Below are 17,307 nucleotides of genomic sequence, written 5' to 3'. Positions count from 1 at the left end.
TGATAGTACCAGTATTTCCCTGTTTTCCCTCTTGTGGAAACAGGACGCTCCCCCTACTATCGCTATGGGTGTTTAATTTAATAAACGGACAATAATGAAAAACTGGCTAGGTACCGGCACCGCGACCCTCTCTTTCATTCTGTGGGGGATGCTGCCGCTCTATTATCAATTCATGCCCGAGGTCAACATGTGGGAGCTCATCTCCCACCGGGTGCTCTGGTCTGTGGTGCTGCTGGGTGCTCTGTTTCTGCTGCTTGGCCACAAGGTGCCCTGGGCAAAACTGCGCAGCGAGCCGCGCCAGCTTGGCCTCATTCTGCTGGCGGGCCCCGTTATGTCGATCAGCTGGTGCATGTTCACCTGGTGCCTCACTACCGGGCAGGTGCTGACCACCAGCCTCGCCTTCTTTATGACCCCGCTGTTCAATATCGTATTCGCCGTCATCTTCCTCAAAGAGCGACTCACCCCGCAAAAGCATCTGGCAGTCGCTCTGGCACTGGCGGGTCTCGCCTACATGCTCTTCTGCTACGGCCAGCTCCCCTGGTTTTCCCTCATCATGGGGGCCAACTTCGCCTGCTACGGCCTTATCAAGAAGAAGATCCACTACAACACCGGCACCAGCCTCTATCTGGAAGCCATGGTGCAACTGCCCGTCGCGCTGATCATCATCGGCACGCTGGCGTGGCACGGGGAAGGGGCATTCGTGAACGGGGATCTGGCCGACAAGCTGCTGTTGATGGGCAGTGCGCCCGCCACACTGCTGCCGGTGGGGCTGTTCTGCTACGCAGTGGCGAGAACCCGGATGAGCACTGTGGGGCTGCTGCAATATATCGAGCCCAGCCTCGCCTTCCTGCTCGCTATCTACTGGTTTGGTGAGGCGCCGGACCCCATCAAGGCGGTCGGCTTCGCCTTCGTCTGGGCAGGTCTGCTGGTGAGCCTGCTACCGCTGCACCGGCTCAAGCGTCGCCGGCCTCAGGGCGTACCGCGATAGGACTCCAGCACCTTGTGCCAACGGGGATCCCGGTCCATCTGCTCGGCGATGTCGTTGAGCCGGGCATGAAGTTCGGGGCGGGACTTGGGCACCAGGATATGGCGGGTATAGCTGGATTGGGGGAAGGGCGAGATAAACAGCTTGCCCTCATAGGACGGGACATGGGTGAAAAATGCGAGGGCCGACCCGGGCACCAGAGTCACGTCGATGCGCCCGCGCACCAGCAGCTCCAGATTGATCTTCACCTTCTTGGCATCGTGGCGCACCAGCTCCCCCCCGGTGGCGACCTCATCGATCCCCTGGTAGCGATAGCCCTCCACCCCGCCAAACACCAGCCCCTTGAGGGAATCTGGCCCGCGATAGGTGATCGGCTTGTCGATGCTCGAGATCAACTCGTTGGTGTCGCGCATCACCGGAAAGGTCCAGAGATAGCGCTCGCGTTGGGGATCCCCCACCCAGGCGGGATTGACCCAGACCACCAGACCGTCAAAGTCGGGATCCGACATCTCCAGCGCCAGCCGGGCGCGATTGACCAGCCAGAGCTCGATCCTGGGTTCCCCCCCCAGCTTTTCATTGAGATACTTGACCAGCTCGTGGCTCAACCCAGCCTCTCCACCGGTATTGAAGGGCGGATGCTGATGGTAATCGTAGAGACGGATCGTCTCCCCCAGAGCCGGGACCGACAACAGTAACCACAACCAGAACCAGACTCTCATCGCACCTCCTTGAGCTGCTTTGAGTTTGGCACAGAGAATTTGAATGAGAGAACCCGCGACCACCACTCCAGCGCCGCAACCTTCCGCCCCTTCCCGCTGGTCTGTCTATATGGTACGTACAGCCACCGGCCTGCTCTATACCGGGATCAGCACGGATCCGCTGCGCCGCCTGCGCCAGCACCAGAGTGGCAAGGGCGCTCGCGCCCTGCGCGGCAAGGGGCCACTGACGCTGGCGTGGCAACAGGAAGTCGGCGAGAAGGGGGCGGCTCTGCGCATCGAATATCGCCTCAAGCAGCAGCCGAAATCCTTCAAGGAGCAGCTGATCCACAGCCCGGCACTCTGGCAGAGCTGGAGCCCCCAGTGGTTACCCGCAGCCACCCAGCCTTGAGGACGACAGGCAAAAAAAGGCCACTCGATGAGTGGCCGGAAAGGGGCAATCAGGGAGCATCACACAACGTCTTGCACAACCTCAGGCGGGTTAGAGGTAGGTATTGGAACGCTTGCTGCGGTTGCTGATCAGCCAGCAAACCGCCAGCACCAGCAGCAACCAGGGGGCCAGCTTGATGATCAGAGCAAGCATGCCGCCCAGTGCCCCAAGCAGCACGAACAGGCCGCTCACCAGCAACATGGCTACCAGGGTAAAACCGGTCAGTGCCATGACCAGCAGCACCACCAGCAATATGAAAAATTCCAGCATAACTTGCTCCTTATCAGTACCTTGTCTGCCGGCTGGTCAACCCTTCGGTCAATCCAGCCAGCGCTTCAATTCATAACGGGGCGGCATCACCAGCACCGCCAGCAGATAGGCGGCCAGAGCCAGCGGCGGCATCAGGATCAGAGCGAGCAGCGCCACCACCCGCACCGTGACTCTGGAGACCCCCAACCGCCTGGCAATACCGGCGCAGACCCCGGTCAGCTTGCGATGCACCAGATCCTTGGGCCAGGGGCTCATGATTACACCTCCGCCTTCTGGCCTTTGAGGCGAGCCAGCTCGCGCTCGATCTCGTCATTGAGCTCCAGCTCGCGGAACTGAGCCTCCAGCGAGGGATTCTGCCCCAGGGTGGCCGCCTCCAGCTGGGCTTCCAGCTGATCAACCCGGCCCTGAAAACCATCAAAGCGCGCCATCAGCTCATGCATCCGCTGGTTGTCCACCTGGGCGCGGGCACGAATGCGGCTGTGGGCAGTCTGCTCGCGCAGGGTCAGCAGTTTCTGCTTCTCGCGCGCCTCGGTCAGCTTGGCCGCCAGTCGCTCGCTGTCGGCGGTGAGCTGGACCAGCACCTCGGCCACCCGGGCCTTGTCCTGCTCCAGCTGTTCACATTTTTTGACCTCTGCCAGCTTCTCGGTGAGGGCGGCGCGGGCCAGATCCTCACGTCCTTTCTGGATGGCGAGCTCGGCCTTGGCCGACCACTCCAGGATCTGCGCCTGCAACGCCTGCTGGTGACGCTCCAGCTGTTTCTGTTCGGCAATCACGCGGGCGGCCTGGGTACGCATCTCGACCTGCACCTGCTCCATCTCTTCGATCATCAGGCGCAGCATCTTCTCCGGCTCTTCACTCTTGTCGAGCAGGCTGTGCAGGTTGGCATTAATCACGTCGGTCAGGCGGCTGAATACGCTCATGGTCTGGCTCCTTGTTGATGGGATGGCTATCTCTTCCCATTGCATTACAAGAACCGTGCCAAGAAAAATTATTGTTGTTTTACATATAGATGGGAGTTTACCGAGGAAATTCAAGATGCGTTTATTGGTGAGAATAGCCAACCATGTGGTGATTTTTACCAACAAAAAAGGGAGCCTGTGGCTCCCTTGTCGATTCAGCTGCGCTATCCGTCAGGCGGCGTGGCTGTGGCCCAGTTTGCTGTCCAGTTCGGCCAGCTTGGCCTCCATCCGGGCGCGGCAGGTATCGGAGAGATCGCGAATGCCGCTGGCACCGTGTTCCTTGCTGCAGACCGGCGCCATCACTTCCACCAGCACTTCGCCGTTGTCCCAGCGATTGAGGTCGACCTGACCGAAGTAGCTGGAGCAGACGATGGGCACCACCGGCACTTCAGCCTGTACCGCAGTGTGGAAAGCGCCCGCCTTGAACGGCAGCAGGCCACGTCCCTGGGAACGGGTCCCTTCCGGGAACATCCAGATGGAGGTGCCGCGATTCTTGATGCGATCCACTACCTGACCTATGGTGCCGATGGCACGGGAGCGGTTGGAGCGGTCGATCAGCACGTTGCCGGAGAGCCAGAAGATAAGGCCGAACAGCGGCAGCCAGAGCAGGCTCTTTTTGCCCACTGCCACCACGCCGGGCTGCACCGCACCGGTCACGGTGAAGATGTCGAAGTTGCTCTGGTGGTTGCAGACGTAGACCGCCGGGCCGACCGATTTGACCTCATCGGCCACCGTCACCTTGACTCGCAGCCCGATCAGCGGGCAGACCGCGTGATACATGCGGGCGAAGACATAGACGTTGTTGGGATGGCGCGGACGAACCAGACAGAGCAGCAGGCCGAACAGGAACCAGAAAATGAGCAGCAGACCAAGCAGCAGCACACGGGCAATTTTGAGCATCGAACACCTCGAGTTTTAACTCGGCGCAGTATACTGATCCCCCTTTTAGCGAACAAGCGTTCGCCAAACAGAACCGACCACCCGCCCTGGTGGTTCACCGGTCAGAAATACCCCACCGACTTGCCCCACCCGCCATTGGTCGTTAGGATGGCCCCATCTTGATGGACGGGGCGAACATGATGTTGCAACAACGGGTAGCGAAACATCTCCTGCTGCTGGTCTGCCTACTGGTGCTCAATTGTGCGGCCCAGCCGCTGGCCCGGCTTGCCCTGCTCGATCACGCCCTCAGCTGTCAGGCACTGCCCGTTCCAGGCTCGGCAACGGATCAAGAGGATGCCAAACCGGCCAGCCCGCAGCCCACCAGCTGCCAGCTCAACGGCAAGTGGCTGAGCGCCGCCACCCTGCTCTGCGTCGAACAGCTCTTCTTTGCCGTGGCGGTGCTGATCGCCCTGCTGGCCCCCCTTTGGCGCTACACACCGCCACTGCCCCCTCCCAGAGTCATCTCGCCGCCCGAGCGGCGTCTGCACCTCACCCTGTGCGTCTGGCGGGAATGAGTTCGGCAGCGTTCTTTCGTTAGCTGTCACTCATTTTTGCGAGACTAAAAAGATGTCGAATCTCTTCAAGGTGGCCCTGCTACTGGGCGGTCTGCTGTGGCAATCCATGGGATTGGCCAGCGACACGGGCTGGCTCACCAGCCCACAGAATGATCACGCCAGGGTTCGGCTGCAAGCCGACCGCAACGCCCCTGACCACACCCGCATCCTGCTCGACGTGGCCCTCGAGTCCGGCTGGAAGACCTACTGGCACAGCCCGGGCGAAGGGGGAATTGCGCCCCAGATCCTGTGGGATGAGCCGGTCGGCGACTTCCAGTGGCGCTGGCCCGCTCCGCGCCACTTCGAGGTGGCCGGGCTCAGCACTCAGGGTTATCAGGAGGACGTGACCTTCCCCCTCAGCCTCAATTACCCAACCGGGCAACCGCTCAAGGGGACTCTGCGCCTCTCGACCTGCAGCAATGTCTGCATCCTGACCGACTTCCCTTTCACCCTCGCGGTGGATGGGCAGGCCCCAGCCGACTTCGATTTTGCCTGGGCGAAGGCGATGAGTACCCTGCCCCAGCAATTGCCTGCCGAAACCCGGGTCGAGCTCGGTTATCAGCACAACCAGCTGCAACTGCGCGCCGAGCGGGCAGAGGGCTGGCAATCACCGGCGCTCTTTATCGACGCTCTGGAGGGGGCCGAGTTTGGCAAACCAGTGCTCGAGGTCGAGGGCAACACCCTGATCGCCCGGGTGCCGGTGAGCGATGGCTGGCAGGGGGATGCGCCGGATCTGCGCGGCCAATCCCTCGGCCTGCTGCTCACCAGTGGCGAGCAAGCGTGGCAGGGCAAGGGGACGATCGGCGCGCCGCTCGCGCTGCCCAACCAGAGCCATTCGCTGTTCTGGTTGCTGGGGGCTGCGCTGCTCGGCGGCCTGATCCTCAACCTGATGCCCTGCGTACTGCCGGTGCTGGCGCTCAAGCTGGGAACTGTGCTGCAACATCAGCAGCGTGAACAGGGAGCGGTGCGCAAGCAGTTCCTCGCCGCCAGCGCCGGGATCATCGCCTCCTTCTGGGTGCTGGCGGCCATGAGCAGCCTGCTGCGCGCCACGCAAGGGGCCGTCGGCTGGGGCATCCAGTTCCAGAGCGCCGGTTTTATCGGTTTTATGGTGCTGGTGACCCTGCTGTTTTGCGCCAACCTGCTGGGGCTGTTCGAGATCCGCCTGCCGAGCAACCTCAACACCCGCCTCGCCACCAGCGGCGGCAACGGCCTCGGCGGTCACTTCCTGCAGGGGAGCTTCGCCACACTGCTGGCGACACCCTGCTCGGCCCCCTTCCTCGGCACGGCAGTGGCCTTTGCGCTGGCGGCACCGCTCGGCCAGCTCTGGCTGATCTTCACCGCGCTCGGAATTGGCATGAGCCTGCCCTGGCTGCTGGTGGCAGCCCTGCCACGGCTCGCCCTTTGGTTGCCGAAACCGGGGCGCTGGATGAACCATCTGCGCATCCTACTCGGCCTGATGATGCTGGGCTCCAGCCTCTGGCTCACCAGTCTGCTCGACAACCATCTCGGCGGCTATGCCACCGGCTGGCTGATGGTTGCCATGCTGCTGGCACTGCTGATTGGCATCATCTGGCGTTACGGCATCCGCGGCTTCACACTGGCGATCGCCCTTACCGCCCTGATTGGCAGCCCCCTGCTGCTGAGTGGCGCCTTTAGCGCGCAGGGCTCGGCCAGTGTTGACAAGGTGGTCTGGCAGCCGCTCTCTGAACGCGCCATCGCAGATGCGCTGGCCCAGAACAAGCGGGTCTTTATCGATGTCACCGCCGACTGGTGCGTCACCTGCAAGGCCAACAAATACAACGTGTTGCTGCGCGATGAGGTGCAAAACGCCCTCTCGGCCCCCGATGTGGTGGCCCTGCGCGGCGACTGGAGCAAACCGAACGATGCCATCGCCGCCTTCCTGCGTAAGCGGGGCGCGGCTGCGGTTCCCTTCAACCAGATTTACGGCCCGGAGTTGCCGCAGGGAGTCACGTTATCGCCCCTGCTCGACAAGGCCGATCTGCTTACCCTCTTGAATCAGGCCGGTCTGATCCAGACCGACGCCACCCATTTTTAAGGAGAACTCCATGAACCTGCGCTCCATCGCCCTGTTCACCGCCCTGTTTGCCGGCTCGCTGACTGCTCCGGCCCTGCACGCAGCCCCTTTCACCCCGGAGCAGGAGGCTCGTATCAAGGAGCTGATCCGCGAGACCCTGATCGCCAACCCCAAGATCCTCGACGAGGCCGCCGAATCCTGGGAGAAGCAGAATGCGGCAGCCCAGGAGGCGCAGCTTGGCAACTTCATCAAGGGCAACAAGGATGTGCTGTTCAACAGCCCAACCAGCCCGCGCCTCGGCGCCAGAAACCCCAAGCTGACGCTGGTGCTGTTCACCGACTACAACTGCGCCTACTGCAAGCAGTTCGATCCCCAGCTGACCAAGCTGCTCAAGGCCTATCCGGACGATCTGGGGCTGGTGATCAAGCTGCTGCCGTTCAAGGGGCAGAGCTCTGCCAAGGCGGCCCAATACAGCCTGACCCTGTGGCAGCAGGATCCGGCCCGTTTCCTCGCCCTGCATGACAAGCTGATGAGCAAGCAGGGGATGCTGACCGAGGCGGATATCAACAAGGCGCTGGCCGCCACCGGCAACGTGGCGCTCAAGCCCGCGCCCAAGGCGACCGAAGAGCTGCGCAACAGCCTGCGCATCGGCACCATTCTGGGGGTGCAGGGCACACCGGCAACCCTGATTGGCAATCAGCTGGTGCCGGGCGCCGTTCCCTATGAGGAGCTGGAGCAGCTGGTGAAGGCCGAACTGGCCAAGCTGGGGTAAGGGATGACCACCAACCCTCAACCCCGCTGGCGACGCTGGGGCAAGGAGGCGCTCTGGCTGCTGCTGATGGCGCTGATCATCTCGACCCTGCTGGATCTGTGGCGCAGCCCAACCCTGCCAGAGGGGGCGATGAGCGCCCCCGTCACCCTGCAAGATGGCAGCAGCACGGATCTCGCCACCCTGAGCCGCGGCAAGCCGCTGCTGGTCTACTACTGGGCCAGCTGGTGCGGGGTGTGCCGCTTCACCACCCCGGCGGTGCAGCAGCTCTGGCAGGAGGGGGAAAACGTGCTGACGGTGGCGCTGCGCTCCGGCAATTCGGAACAGTTAGCCAAAGGAATGAGCAAGAAGGGGCTCACCTTCCCGACCCACAACGACGAGTCGGGAGCGCTGGCCGCCAAGTGGCAGGTAGGCGTCACCCCGACTTTCCTCGTTATCAAGGATGGCAAGCTGGTGAGCAGCACCACCGGCTGGAGCTCGAAGTGGGGCTTGCAGCTGCGGCTCTGGTGGGCGTCGCTCTAGCCACGCAACAACATTGCCTGCAACAGGGCCATCCCACCGGATGGCCCTTTTTTATGCCGACATTTTTATCCCGACATCAGACGGGGAGCTGCATCCCGCGCACCTGCTCCAGCAGGGCAGTTACCGCTATCGAGCGCAACGCATCGGGGGCGTAGCAGAGCCCCACCCGCCGCTTGAAGGAAGAGGCCGCCAGCTCGGCGACCGTACAGCCGTGCGGACAGAGGGAACGGGGCAGCCAGGCGATCCCCGCCCCGGCGGCCACCATAGTCGCCGCCAGTCGCAGCGACCCTGCCCGCCGTGGATAGAGCGGCGCCTGATTACCGAGAATGGCGATCAGCCGCAGGTGGGAGTCGTGGCGCGGGCAGGTGACCCAGGGTTCATCCGCCAACGCTGCCGGGGTGAGCGCCCCCTTGCCCGCCAGCGGGTGATCCGGCGGCAGCACCAGCACGAACGCCTCCTCCAGCAGGGGGATAAAGAGCTCGTCGCCACAACGCAGGGATTCGCACCCCAGCCGCACATCGCCACAGCAGCCTTCTTCCAGAGTCAGCAGGATCTCCTCGTGGGCAAGCGCCCCTTGCACCAGCGCCCCCACCACGCCATCACCCAAATCCGCCTCAATCCCCACCGTCAGCTCGAGACAGGGGGAGGTTTCACGAAACTCGCGGGCGAGGGAGTCGGTATCGGCGATCAGCCGCTTGGCGCGGGGATAGAGCCGGTGCGCCGCTTCGGTCCCCTCCACCCCGCGCGCCTGCCGCACAAACAGGGTCACCCCCAGCTCATCCTCCAGCGTCTTGATGGTGGTGGAGAGGGTGGGCTGGGTAATGAAGAGGCGGGTGGCCGCCGCCGTGATGTTGCGCTCCTCGAAGACAGCCACAAACGCACGCAGGGTTCGCACATCCATAGAATTCACCTATACCAGATAGTCATAAAAGCCATTTTTCACAGCGACACGGGGCAAATATAGTGGCTTACCTGCCACAAGGCATCCCAATTTTCTATATCAGCGTCTATCAACACAGCCAGGAGCCATCATGCGCCATCTCTCTGTCATCGGCCTCGGGGCCATGGGCTCCGCCCTCGCCACCACCTTGCTCAAGGCGGGCTATCCGGTCACCGTCTGGAATCGCAGCGCCGCCAAGGCAGCCTCGCTGCAAGCGCTGGGTGCGACTCTCGCCCCCTCGGTTGGCGCGGCTATTGCCGCAAGCGATATGACCCTTGTCTGCGTCGATAACTACGCCGTCAGCCAGCAGTTGCTGGACGAGGCGAGCGACGCCGTGGCGGGCAAGCTGCTGGTGCAGCTCTCCACTGGCAGCCCGCAGAGGGCCAGAGCGCTGGAGAGCTGGAGCCACGCCCGCGGCGCCCGTTATCTCGATGGCGCCATCCTCTGCTTCCCGGATCAGATCGGCACCACTGATGCCAGCATCATCTGCTCGGGGGCCAGCGTCGCCTTTAGCGAGGCCGAGCCGGTGCTGCGCCTGCTCGCCCCTACCCTCGACCAGGTGGCCGAGGCGGTAGGCGCCGCCGCTGCGCAAGATTGTGCCGTCGCCGCCTACTTTGCCGGTGGTCTGCTCGGTGCCCTGCACGGCACGCTGATCTGCGAGGCGGAAGGACTACCGGTGGCCAAGGTGTGCGCCCAGTTCAGCGAGCTCTCCCCCATTCTCGGTGGCGATGTGGCCCATCTGGGCAAGACGCTGGCGAGTGGCGATTTCGATCACCCCTACGCCAGCCTGAAAACCTGGAGCGCCGCCATCAGTCGCTTGGCCGGTCATGCCACCGATGCCGGGATCGACAGCCGCTTCCCGCGTTTTGCCGCCGATCTGTTTGAGGAAGGGGTGGCGCAAGGGTTTGGTCAGCAGGAGGTGTCAGCCCTCATCAAGGTGCTGCGGGCACGCAATGGAGCGGCACAATGAACGAGCTGACCAACCAACCCCAAATTGCACTGGTCACCGGCGCCGCTGGCGGGATTGGCCGCCAGCTCTGCATCGGGCTGGCCGAAGCGGGTTATCGGGTGATCGCCACCGATCTGGCTCCTCACGCTTTTGACCATCCCGAGATCCACTTTCATCCGCTCGATTTGCGGGATGAGCAGGCCATCGAACGCCTCTTTGCCGAGGTGCGCGCGCAGCATGGCGGCATCCATCTACTGATCAACAACGGCGCCATCAGCAAGTTCCACACCCGCTTCGAGGAGCTGAGCGCAGCCCAGTTCGATCAGGTGATGACGGTCAATGTGCGCGGCGCCATGCTCTGCGCCCGCGCTTTTGTGCAGGCCAACCGCGATCTGCCCTATGGCCGCATCATCAATATTGCCTCCACTCGCTGGCAGCAGAACGAACCGGGTTGGGATGCCTATGGCGCCTCCAAGGGAGCGCTGGTCGCCCTCACCCAGTCCCTCGCCAACTCGCTGGCCGACTACCCCATCACGGTCAATGCCATCAGTCCGGGCTGGATCCAGGCGGAGGATTACCACACCCTGACCGAGGCGGATCATCGCCAGCACCTGAGCGGCCGGGTCGGGCGCCCCGACGACATCACCCGCGTCTGCCTCTTTCTGGCCGATCCCCGCAACGACTTTATCAACGGTGCCAATCTGGTGGTCGATGGCGGGATGAGCAAGAAGATGATCTACCACACCTCCGCCTCCTTCTGGGAGGAGTAACCCCTGCGGCGGCAGCCCGATTTGCGCTGCCGCCGCCATCTCACCCCACACTCGCCCCTGACCATTTTTTCATCGCCTTCCCGTGCTCGCCCCTTGCACTGGCCAGACCGACTGGCAACAATAGACGCTCAACTGACACCTCTTCATCTCGCCCGTTAATTGATCGCCCAACTCATCGCGTTGGCGGGCTGTTTCCGTTAAAATGACGGGTTTTTGCCGTGCCTGGTTTGCCAATCCCCACCATCAGGCACTCGCAGCGTGAATCCTATGATGCCAGTGATGCAGGATCTGCCATGAACAACTACTTTCGGGTGCTGGGCGTCAAGTCCAACGCCAGCGAAAACGACATCAAGAAAGCCTATCGTCGGCTGTCGAACCAGTACCACCCCGACAAGCTGCACGGGGCCAGTGAAGAAGAGAAAGAGCAGGCAGCCATCAAGCTGCACCAGGTAAAGCAGGCCTATGAAGTGCTGTCCGATCCGAAACAGCGGGCCGCCTTTATCAAGGATTTCAACAACGTCATCGTGACCGACCCCGCCTCCGCCATGCAGGAGATGTGGGATCAGTTCTACCCCTGAAACAGCAGGCAGAAAGAGCAACTATGCAAAAGAGATGGGACCAGGCGCGGCTCAAGGCGCTGCAAAGCGATGCCAGCGAAAACATCGAATCCTACCGGGATCAGGACGACCCCAAGGGGCTGGAACAGTTCACCGACCAGATGAAGAGCCTGCTGCTGGCCGATATGAGCATGCTGGAGTTTATGCCCGAGTATCTGCCGCTGGCCCTCTATGGCCGGGTGCAGTTCCCGGCCAAGGCCAAGTCGCAGTGGAACAAGTGGCTCGCCAGCGGCGAGCAGCCAAGCTGGGACGAGTTCAAGGTGAGTGTCGGCTTCAACAACGCCGCCCTGCCGCTGGTCAAGGCAGTGCGGGCCCAGAGCGAAGATCAGCTGATGGAAGCCTGCGCCGTGCTGTTCCTGCTCGACAACCCGCTACCGCGCGGTAGCCACCGCGGCGATGACGACTATGAGCTGCGCGACGAAGAAGATGAAGACGGGGAAGATGCCGACGCCGACTACCACGGCGGCAGTGACCGCTATGGTGATGACGACGGCGATCAGGATATGTACGACGAAGTCCGTTTCTAATTGGGGCAAGGCATGAGCAACAGTCTGATAGAAATTACCGCCATCGAGATCAAAGAGCTGGCCGTTATCGAGCCGAAGCAGGCCAGCGAGAAGTTCGAGCTGATCGCCAAGACCATGTCTGACGACCAGCTGGCAGAAGTGATTGAAAACATTGATATCGTTACCCTCACCCAGATTAACGGCCAGCACGATATCTCCTTCCCCTCCATCATCTCCGAGCTGATGACCCCGGAGCGGATCCGCGACATCGTCTGCCAGCAGCCGCTCTACTGGGAAGAGGCGATCAAGAACAACGCCGACGAGCTGCAACAGCACACCTTCGACTTCCTCAACTATCTGATCCGCACCCAGGATAGCGAAGCCAAGCAGCGCGAGATCCTCGAGTGCGTGGCCGAAGATCCGGCCGGTCTCTTCTACCTCGCCATCCCCTTTATCGAGTTCTATCGTGGCGATCGCTATGAAGAGGACGAAGGCTATCGCGACGTGCTGCACGCTGAAGAGGAAGATCTCGAAGAGTCCCAGCGCTACAGCGAGCGCCAGCAGAGCGAGGATCTCCACGACTACGCGCTGGATGACCCGCGCAGCCTCTTGATGCTGATCCGCGAGCTGGCCCCCGAGGTGGAGAAAGCCATCAAGGCGCTGTTGCGTAACGAGCACTCCAGCTGGGACGGCATCATCAACAAGTTTGCCGCCGAGCTGGTGATGCAGGCCAAAGAGAAGAACAAGGTCGAGGAAGACGAGTACGGCGACGTCGACGACATGTTCAGCTTTCTGGATTAAGGAGCCCATTCATGCAGTTAGTCATTCGCGATGCCAACCAGGGCCCCTTTCTGACCCAGGTGCTGCGCTTTGGCCGCGACAACGAACTCTTGAGTCAGCAACAGCTGGCCGCCATCAAGGGCAAGGCGGTGCTGATGAGCCTCAAATTCGCCGACAAGTACTACAACAAGTACAAGATGCACCTGCTGGAGCAGGCGGCCCACGACGTCATCGGCGTGGTGAGCCTCGGCCTGCAGGATCTCTCGGCGCGGGATCCGGCCAAGGCGCTGGCGCTGCTGCAGGCGCCGGAAGGCCCCATCAAGCCGTTCCAGAAGGGCTGGTCGATGCTCATCACCGTCAGCCCCAAGCAGGCTGGCAACAGCCTCTACGGTGACGTGGATGCCCGGCTCTTGGACAAGATCTCGAGCCCGCCCGATGTGGAGGAGTGGCAAGGGTGGCAGGAGTACGAGAAGGCGCTGAGCGAGCACAACAAGAGCCGCCTGATGGAGCTCATCGACCAGCACTTCTTCGCCTGCGAGAGCGACCACCCGACCATGGAGGACAAGCTGGCCGAAGCGCTGCTCTACCGCATCCTCTGTGGCAAGGGCAGTGGCGCCGCCCCGCTCAAGGTGAAGCAGGATCTCAAGCGCAAACTGGCGCGGGAGATTGAGCTCGACGAGGGCTGGTATGACACCGACTACCTCGCCGCCCAGCTCGCCCTGATGCTAAGCGCGCTGCCTGCCGACATGGCCGCCGCCCTGCGCCAGGAGCTGAGCCCGGGCTTTGTGCCCAACCTGCTCCACACCCTCGGCTTTGTGCGCCAGTACCAGCTGCTGCAAAAAGAGAACGCCTCGCCGGAGAAGCTCGACAACGTCGAGATGCGCGCCGGTCTCAAGCACCCGCTGCTCGGCTGGCCGCTCTACCACGACTTCTAGGGGCGTTTTCGCCCTCTGATGTGTTGATGCTCCATCTCTGATAACTCAACGCCCGGTTCGCCGGGCGTTGTGCTTTTCGCTCTGCCCTCTAATGGCGAACCGCACGACACCATTGTCGGCAACCAGACCGCCCTTGAGCGGCTGACGCTATAGTTTTGACAAGATGAGCCATGACATTCTTGGTGTACTGGCGAGAAGAGCCCCTGACCAAGCAGATATTTTTCAGTAAAGACAGCTCAGCCTGAGGTAAAGGCCATCAGGGAACCAGATAAAGGAGCAGATCATGACGCAAGATAGGATCCAGACCCGCTATCGGCTGGCAGGCCCACTCAACACGCGCACCGAACGGGAGCAGGCGGTGGCCCGCACGATCGAGGCTCACAAGCAGGACCTATTCCCCCTGCTGGAGCGATTGGTGGACGAGGGAAATCCCGCCGTCAATCTCAGTCTGGAGCACCAACCGCGAGTACTGCGCGTCGCGCTCTCACAAGATGGCAGCCAAGGGCTGGCGCACCTCTGCTACGAATCCAACTTCTTCGAGTGCTGCCTTATCGTCGATGAGTATCAGCAGCACCAGATCGCCATCCCATTTCGTCTGGAAGAAAACGAGCTGCTGTTTGATCTCGAGCTGCCCATCCAGTGGCATTTCAATTACTGACCCCAATCATGGCCCTCATTCTGGGCAGAAAGGATCAGCCTCTCTGCCCGGCAGACTCGCCCCCAGCTTGCAGATACCTTTCCTTTTTGGACACCCACCTTTTGCCCACCTTTTCGAGCAAGGCACAGCAAAATCAAGCGAGGCTCCTTACAGCACGTTCAAGGGAATGGATTCGAGATGGGAATAGGGCAATTGGACCAGTAAATAAGGGAATGTCGCTATAAACAACGCCTGTCGTTACAGAGCTATCTACAGCTAAAACGCTTTGTTAATCACCGAGCAGCCAGCAAACAGATCAGCGAGACGGCTGATGACATCGTAACTGGCCACAGTGGTGGGCAAACTGTTGGCAATGTTCCCGATCTCCCACCGCTCTGATGCCTGGTCGCCTGAAAAGAACCACTTGCTTTAGCCAACGCTCCCCGTCCAGCCCCAACCGTTGCAAAACAGGAGCAAGCGTGGCTGGAATATAACCCCGCTTATCGGAACGGATCGCACGACCCGTCCAATCAACCAGCATCAGGTAGTCAGTGAAAGCATAGGACAACTCTTCAGGCCTCCCCTGACTGGCAAATGGCAGCAACAGTGGTGGTAAAACCTCAGCAGGTGCAGGTTCGTCCAGGCGCTGCTTGATACTGGTATAGTCGCTCAGCTCGGGCCGGTCGGCCAGCGCGGCTCGTATCGGATTGAGGTCAACATACGCCATACAGGCCAACAAGGCTGATTCGTTAAGCAAAGCTTGGCTCTTGAAGCGGCCCTCCCAGAAATGTCCCTTACAACCATCTTCCTGATTGGCCTGACGGGCCAGATTTTCATTGAGTAACCGAATAAACCAGCTGATGGAGTAAAGCCGTTCTCGCCATTGGGCCAACAATTGCTGCACAACCGCCAGTTCAGGTTCAATCAGTGACTCGCCCTGATACCAACGCCTGACCAGCAGCGGCCAGTGGAACAGAGCCGCCCAACGCTCCGCCACCTCCCGCTCACTCCAGTTGGCTGCGGTATCTGGCTCCACCTTGAGCACCAGATGATAGTGATTGCTCATCACCGCATAGGCACAAACACTGATGGCAAATAGCCGCGACAGTTGCCCCAATTTGTCGACCACCCACTGGCGACGATGCTCGTAACTCTGGCCAGAATGGGCATCTTCCCCGCACAGAAACGCTCGCCGCACACAACGGCTCACCACGTGGTAGTAAGGCGTATCCTGCAAACTGATTTGACGTGAACGGGCAATGGTCATGGCGCATCCCTCGACAGTAACTCTTCAAGCCAAGTACAGGATTACGCCGCTGTCAAAAATGTGGGTGTCCCAGATTTCCTTCCTCTCCCAAGGGGAGAGGGGATCAGCGTCTGCCAACCTGTAGTCGTAGCTGTCACGCATTCCAAAATTGCTGCGATCTGGGCTCCCTTCTCCCCTTGCGGGAGAAGGGTCGGGGATGAGGGGAAACAAACCATCACAACAGAAGCCATCGACAAGCAGCAGAACGTTAAAGAAAACAGAGAGAATTAGGGTCGATTAGCAAAGCGTAATCGTCCACACCGTAATCTCGGTGGTTATGGACAGGAGAAACCCGTTGGCGTTCCAGCTGAATTGCCGCAGATCGTCTGATTACGCTTCACCAAGTAAACCTATGGCCATATATAACTATCTAAATGACTTTACCACTCGATATGTTATTTTTTGATTGTCAGCAGAAATCACTTCAACTACAGCACCTTTATAGCCAATTTCTTGTGACTCACCTAAATCATACTCGACATCATTATTAAATGCAGGGCGAGCAATGTCATTACTAGTTTCACGATACCCGATATTAATTTTATTTCCGACCTTACCACTATAAATCAAAGTTTGTTGAAATGATGCTGAGTTAATAGAAGAAACTTTCTTTACTTCAAAATTTGCAGCATAGCAAGAATACATTCCGAAAACCGTAATAACACATAACTCACTTGGATTATTTTTCTTCACTCCAAGTGCTTGGTACGGATCGGCGAAAGGATTTTGTATAACAATTTGCCCTTCTCTAGTAACTGTTTTAAATACATCAGCTGTATTATTATAACCTAGTTTGTCGTAAGTTCCACTTGGTATGTCATAAGCTACGCCATCTATAGCGTTTTTAAGTACAATGGCCTCCCCCTCAAAAAGAATTCCTTTTGACATCATACTGTCACCCACATATGCAGTATTAACCTGACCAAGTGGAGGAAAATCAACCGGAGTGGATTTTGATTATGTACTTGGGTCATAAGATACAGCACAACCACTCATAAGTGATGTTAACACTATAAAAAATAGAAATTTCTTCATCTTAGACTCACTGGTTTTAATTACAAAAAAACAAAATAACACATTTGTCAATTGAGAGGTGTGATAAAGATCATTTTGTTGACAGAACGGCCATAAAATAACAACCATTAACACCTGTAATATAAATGATATAAGTCACAGAATATCATTTCTCAACTCTGATAATATTGCTAAAGCCAACCAAAAACATAAACCTAGCTTAAGTGAGTTTACTATTTATGAAAAAAACGATGATTATATTATTCTCAAGCATCCTTCTACTAATTCCCCCAGCCTATGCCAAAAACTGTAAAAAGGGGCAGCCATGTGGAAACTCATGTATTTCATGGAGTAAAACTTGCCATAAAAACACCTATACCTACTCATCTCCGATAGAAAATCAGGAAAAAAGCAAAAAGCCTGCACCTTCATCTACGAACGTATTGGTAAGGTATGTTATTCCTAAAAAATTGAACGTACGTACATCACCAACTATCAAAGCTAATATAAATACATCTCTTTCTAAAGGGGACTTTGTTTTATTGCACCACCAAGAAAATCAGTGGGCATATATTAGCAAGAGTGGCGTATATGGATGGGTCAGCAAAAAGTATCTCTCTTCATCTCCAGTGAAATAATTCATATTAAACAGAAAGGGCGCTTTCGCGCCCTTC

22 protein-coding genes are annotated in these 17,307 nt (G+C 59.2%); 14 read left to right on the top strand and 8 right to left on the bottom strand.

Annotated elements, in window-relative coordinates:
- Positions 1-94 precede the first annotated feature (94 nt).
- Positions 95-988, top strand: a complete 894-nt coding sequence (rarD, locus tag ACW5W8_RS11165) for an EamA family transporter RarD (RefSeq protein WP_498627918.1) — start codon at positions 95-97, stop codon at positions 986-988.
- On the opposite strand, the gene ACW5W8_RS11160 is transcribed toward rarD, so the two are convergent.
- Entirely contained in the window at positions 970-1,704 is a 735-nt protein-coding gene (locus ACW5W8_RS11160) for a substrate-binding periplasmic protein (RefSeq protein ID WP_498627916.1), read from the bottom strand. The two genes, rarD and ACW5W8_RS11160, sit on opposite strands and share 19 nt — an antisense overlap.
- A 43-nt stretch (positions 1,705-1,747) precedes the next feature.
- Here ACW5W8_RS11160 and ACW5W8_RS11155 point away from each other — a divergent pair, with 43 nt between their 5' ends.
- Positions 1,748-2,092 (top strand): GIY-YIG nuclease family protein, encoded by a 345-nt coding sequence (locus ACW5W8_RS11155; protein ID WP_123172323.1) that lies wholly within the window; start codon positions 1,748-1,750, stop codon positions 2,090-2,092.
- Positions 2,093-2,182: 90 nt separating this feature from the next.
- Here ACW5W8_RS11155 and pspG read toward each other — a convergent pair whose 3' ends face one another.
- From pspG to ACW5W8_RS11135, 4 genes are all read right to left on the bottom strand, one after another.
- A complete protein-coding gene (gene pspG / locus ACW5W8_RS11150) occupies positions 2,183-2,401 on the bottom strand; it encodes an envelope stress response protein PspG (RefSeq protein WP_005335871.1) in 219 nt (72 codons plus the stop codon).
- A 48-nt stretch (positions 2,402-2,449) separates the two neighbouring features.
- Positions 2,450-2,656: a PspC domain-containing protein gene (locus ACW5W8_RS11145; RefSeq protein WP_005335873.1), complete on the bottom strand. Its 207-nt coding sequence runs from the start codon at positions 2,654-2,656 to the stop codon at positions 2,450-2,452.
- Positions 2,657-2,658: 2 nt separating this feature from the next.
- A complete protein-coding gene (pspA, locus tag ACW5W8_RS11140; RefSeq protein WP_498627914.1) occupies positions 2,659-3,321 on the bottom strand; it encodes a phage shock protein PspA in 663 nt (220 codons plus the stop codon).
- Between the two features lie 210 nt (positions 3,322-3,531).
- Positions 3,532-4,260: a 1-acylglycerol-3-phosphate O-acyltransferase gene (locus tag ACW5W8_RS11135; protein WP_019446682.1), complete on the bottom strand. Its 729-nt coding sequence runs from the start codon at positions 4,258-4,260 to the stop codon at positions 3,532-3,534.
- Positions 4,261-4,436: 176 nt separating this feature from the next.
- Here ACW5W8_RS11135 and ACW5W8_RS11130 point away from each other — a divergent pair, with 176 nt between their 5' ends.
- The 4 genes from ACW5W8_RS11130 to ACW5W8_RS11115 are packed head-to-tail and all read left to right on the top strand — an operon-like array spanning position 4,437 to position 8,179.
- The gene (locus tag ACW5W8_RS11130) at positions 4,437-4,814 is read left to right on the top strand and encodes a hypothetical protein (protein ID WP_005354882.1); all 378 of its coding nucleotides are present in this window, start codon (positions 4,437-4,439) and stop codon (positions 4,812-4,814) included.
- Positions 4,815-4,866: 52 nt separating this feature from the next.
- Entirely contained in the window at positions 4,867-6,909 is a 2,043-nt protein-coding gene (locus ACW5W8_RS11125; protein WP_498627912.1) for a protein-disulfide reductase DsbD family protein, read from the top strand.
- A 10-nt stretch (positions 6,910-6,919) separates the two neighbouring features.
- The gene (locus ACW5W8_RS11120; protein WP_498627911.1) at positions 6,920-7,660 is read left to right on the top strand and encodes a DsbA family protein; all 741 of its coding nucleotides are present in this window, start codon (positions 6,920-6,922) and stop codon (positions 7,658-7,660) included.
- A gap of 3 nt (positions 7,661-7,663) precedes the next feature.
- Positions 7,664-8,179 (top strand): protein disulfide oxidoreductase, encoded by a 516-nt coding sequence (locus tag ACW5W8_RS11115; RefSeq protein WP_498627909.1) that lies wholly within the window; start codon positions 7,664-7,666, stop codon positions 8,177-8,179.
- Between the two features lie 76 nt (positions 8,180-8,255).
- Here ACW5W8_RS11115 and ACW5W8_RS11110 read toward each other — a convergent pair whose 3' ends face one another.
- A complete protein-coding gene (locus ACW5W8_RS11110) occupies positions 8,256-9,080 on the bottom strand; it encodes a LysR family transcriptional regulator (RefSeq protein ID WP_498627908.1) in 825 nt (274 codons plus the stop codon).
- Between the two features lie 130 nt (positions 9,081-9,210).
- On the opposite strand from ACW5W8_RS11110, the gene ACW5W8_RS11105 reads away from it, so the two are divergent.
- The 7 genes from ACW5W8_RS11105 (at position 9,211) to ACW5W8_RS11075 (ending at position 14,334) form a co-directional block, all read left to right on the top strand.
- Positions 9,211-10,089 (top strand): NAD(P)-dependent oxidoreductase, encoded by an 879-nt coding sequence (locus ACW5W8_RS11105; protein ID WP_498627906.1) that lies wholly within the window; start codon positions 9,211-9,213, stop codon positions 10,087-10,089.
- A complete protein-coding gene (locus tag ACW5W8_RS11100; protein WP_498627905.1) occupies positions 10,086-10,838 on the top strand; it encodes an SDR family NAD(P)-dependent oxidoreductase in 753 nt (250 codons plus the stop codon). Before ACW5W8_RS11105 ends, ACW5W8_RS11100 begins: the two co-directional genes overlap by 4 nt.
- A gap of 293 nt (positions 10,839-11,131) precedes the next feature.
- Positions 11,132-11,416 carry a cold adaptation protein ActJcold adaptation protein ActJ gene (atcJ, locus tag ACW5W8_RS11095; protein WP_005343121.1) on the top strand — a complete coding sequence of 95 codons (285 nt, stop codon included), beginning with the start codon at positions 11,132-11,134 and terminating at the stop codon, positions 11,414-11,416.
- A gap of 23 nt (positions 11,417-11,439) precedes the next feature.
- On the top strand, positions 11,440-11,982 hold the full coding sequence (gene atcA, locus ACW5W8_RS11090) for a cold adaptation protein AtcA (RefSeq protein ID WP_120415377.1): 543 nt from the start codon (positions 11,440-11,442) through the stop codon (positions 11,980-11,982).
- Between the two features lie 12 nt (positions 11,983-11,994).
- Positions 11,995-12,762 (top strand): cold adaptation protein AtcB, encoded by a 768-nt coding sequence (gene atcB, locus ACW5W8_RS11085; RefSeq protein WP_201937896.1) that lies wholly within the window; start codon positions 11,995-11,997, stop codon positions 12,760-12,762.
- An 11-nt stretch (positions 12,763-12,773) separates the two neighbouring features.
- The gene (gene atcC, locus ACW5W8_RS11080; RefSeq protein WP_498627902.1) at positions 12,774-13,676 is read left to right on the top strand and encodes a cold adaptation protein AtcC; all 903 of its coding nucleotides are present in this window, start codon (positions 12,774-12,776) and stop codon (positions 13,674-13,676) included.
- 283 nt (positions 13,677-13,959) lie between these two features.
- Positions 13,960-14,334, top strand: coding sequence for a hypothetical protein (locus ACW5W8_RS11075; RefSeq protein WP_498627901.1), 375 nt, complete (start codon positions 13,960-13,962; stop codon positions 14,332-14,334).
- A 295-nt stretch (positions 14,335-14,629) separates the two neighbouring features.
- On the opposite strand, the gene ACW5W8_RS11070 is transcribed toward ACW5W8_RS11075, so the two are convergent.
- Together ACW5W8_RS11070 and ACW5W8_RS11065 are read right to left on the bottom strand one after the other, a co-directional pair.
- The gene (locus ACW5W8_RS11070) at positions 14,630-15,580 is read right to left on the bottom strand and encodes a transposase (RefSeq protein ID WP_498627899.1); all 951 of its coding nucleotides are present in this window, start codon (positions 15,578-15,580) and stop codon (positions 14,630-14,632) included.
- A gap of 405 nt (positions 15,581-15,985) precedes the next feature.
- Positions 15,986-16,510, bottom strand: coding sequence for a hypothetical protein (locus ACW5W8_RS11065; RefSeq protein WP_498627897.1), 525 nt, complete (start codon positions 16,508-16,510; stop codon positions 15,986-15,988).
- Positions 16,511-16,872: 362 nt separating this feature from the next.
- Between ACW5W8_RS11065 and ACW5W8_RS11060 the strand changes: the two genes are divergently transcribed.
- Entirely contained in the window at positions 16,873-17,271 is a 399-nt protein-coding gene (locus ACW5W8_RS11060) for an SH3 domain-containing protein (protein WP_111901451.1), read from the top strand.
- The last annotated feature ends 36 nt before the right edge of the window (positions 17,272-17,307 follow it).

The organism is Aeromonas aquatilis (genome assembly GCF_054052405.1).
This window is presented reverse-complemented; position numbering and strand designations above follow the sequence as displayed.

Coding starts and splice junctions, on each gene's coding strand:
- ACW5W8_RS11130 (WP_005354882.1), top strand. CDS start 4,437: ATGATGTTGCAACAACGGGTAGCGAAACATCTCCTGCTGCTGGTCTGC.
- atcB (WP_201937896.1), top strand. CDS start 11,995: ATGAGCAACAGTCTGATAGAAATTACCGCCATCGAGATCAAAGAGCTG.
- ACW5W8_RS11135 (WP_019446682.1), bottom strand. CDS start 4,260: ATGCTCAAAATTGCCCGTGTGCTGCTGCTTGGTCTGCTGCTCATTTTC.
- ACW5W8_RS11155 (WP_123172323.1), top strand. CDS start 1,748: ATGAGAGAACCCGCGACCACCACTCCAGCGCCGCAACCTTCCGCCCCT.
- pspA (WP_498627914.1), bottom strand. CDS start 3,321: ATGAGCGTATTCAGCCGCCTGACCGACGTGATTAATGCCAACCTGCAC.
- ACW5W8_RS11070 (WP_498627899.1), bottom strand. CDS start 15,580: ATGACCATTGCCCGTTCACGTCAAATCAGTTTGCAGGATACGCCTTAC.
- ACW5W8_RS11060 (WP_111901451.1), top strand. CDS start 16,873: ATGAAAAAAACGATGATTATATTATTCTCAAGCATCCTTCTACTAATT.
- ACW5W8_RS11160 (WP_498627916.1), bottom strand. CDS start 1,704: ATGAGAGTCTGGTTCTGGTTGTGGTTACTGTTGTCGGTCCCGGCTCTG.
- atcA (WP_120415377.1), top strand. CDS start 11,440: ATGCAAAAGAGATGGGACCAGGCGCGGCTCAAGGCGCTGCAAAGCGAT.
- atcJ (WP_005343121.1), top strand. CDS start 11,132: ATGAACAACTACTTTCGGGTGCTGGGCGTCAAGTCCAACGCCAGCGAA.
- atcC (WP_498627902.1), top strand. CDS start 12,774: ATGCAGTTAGTCATTCGCGATGCCAACCAGGGCCCCTTTCTGACCCAG.
- ACW5W8_RS11065 (WP_498627897.1), bottom strand. CDS start 16,510: ATGATGTCAAAAGGAATTCTTTTTGAGGGGGAGGCCATTGTACTTAAA.
- ACW5W8_RS11075 (WP_498627901.1), top strand. CDS start 13,960: ATGACGCAAGATAGGATCCAGACCCGCTATCGGCTGGCAGGCCCACTC.
- rarD (WP_498627918.1), top strand. CDS start 95: ATGAAAAACTGGCTAGGTACCGGCACCGCGACCCTCTCTTTCATTCTG.
- ACW5W8_RS11105 (WP_498627906.1), top strand. CDS start 9,211: ATGCGCCATCTCTCTGTCATCGGCCTCGGGGCCATGGGCTCCGCCCTC.
- pspG (WP_005335871.1), bottom strand. CDS start 2,401: ATGCTGGAATTTTTCATATTGCTGGTGGTGCTGCTGGTCATGGCACTG.
- ACW5W8_RS11145 (WP_005335873.1), bottom strand. CDS start 2,656: ATGAGCCCCTGGCCCAAGGATCTGGTGCATCGCAAGCTGACCGGGGTC.
- ACW5W8_RS11120 (WP_498627911.1), top strand. CDS start 6,920: ATGAACCTGCGCTCCATCGCCCTGTTCACCGCCCTGTTTGCCGGCTCG.
- ACW5W8_RS11125 (WP_498627912.1), top strand. CDS start 4,867: ATGTCGAATCTCTTCAAGGTGGCCCTGCTACTGGGCGGTCTGCTGTGG.
- ACW5W8_RS11115 (WP_498627909.1), top strand. CDS start 7,664: ATGACCACCAACCCTCAACCCCGCTGGCGACGCTGGGGCAAGGAGGCG.
- ACW5W8_RS11110 (WP_498627908.1), bottom strand. CDS start 9,080: ATGGATGTGCGAACCCTGCGTGCGTTTGTGGCTGTCTTCGAGGAGCGC.
- ACW5W8_RS11100 (WP_498627905.1), top strand. CDS start 10,086: ATGAACGAGCTGACCAACCAACCCCAAATTGCACTGGTCACCGGCGCC.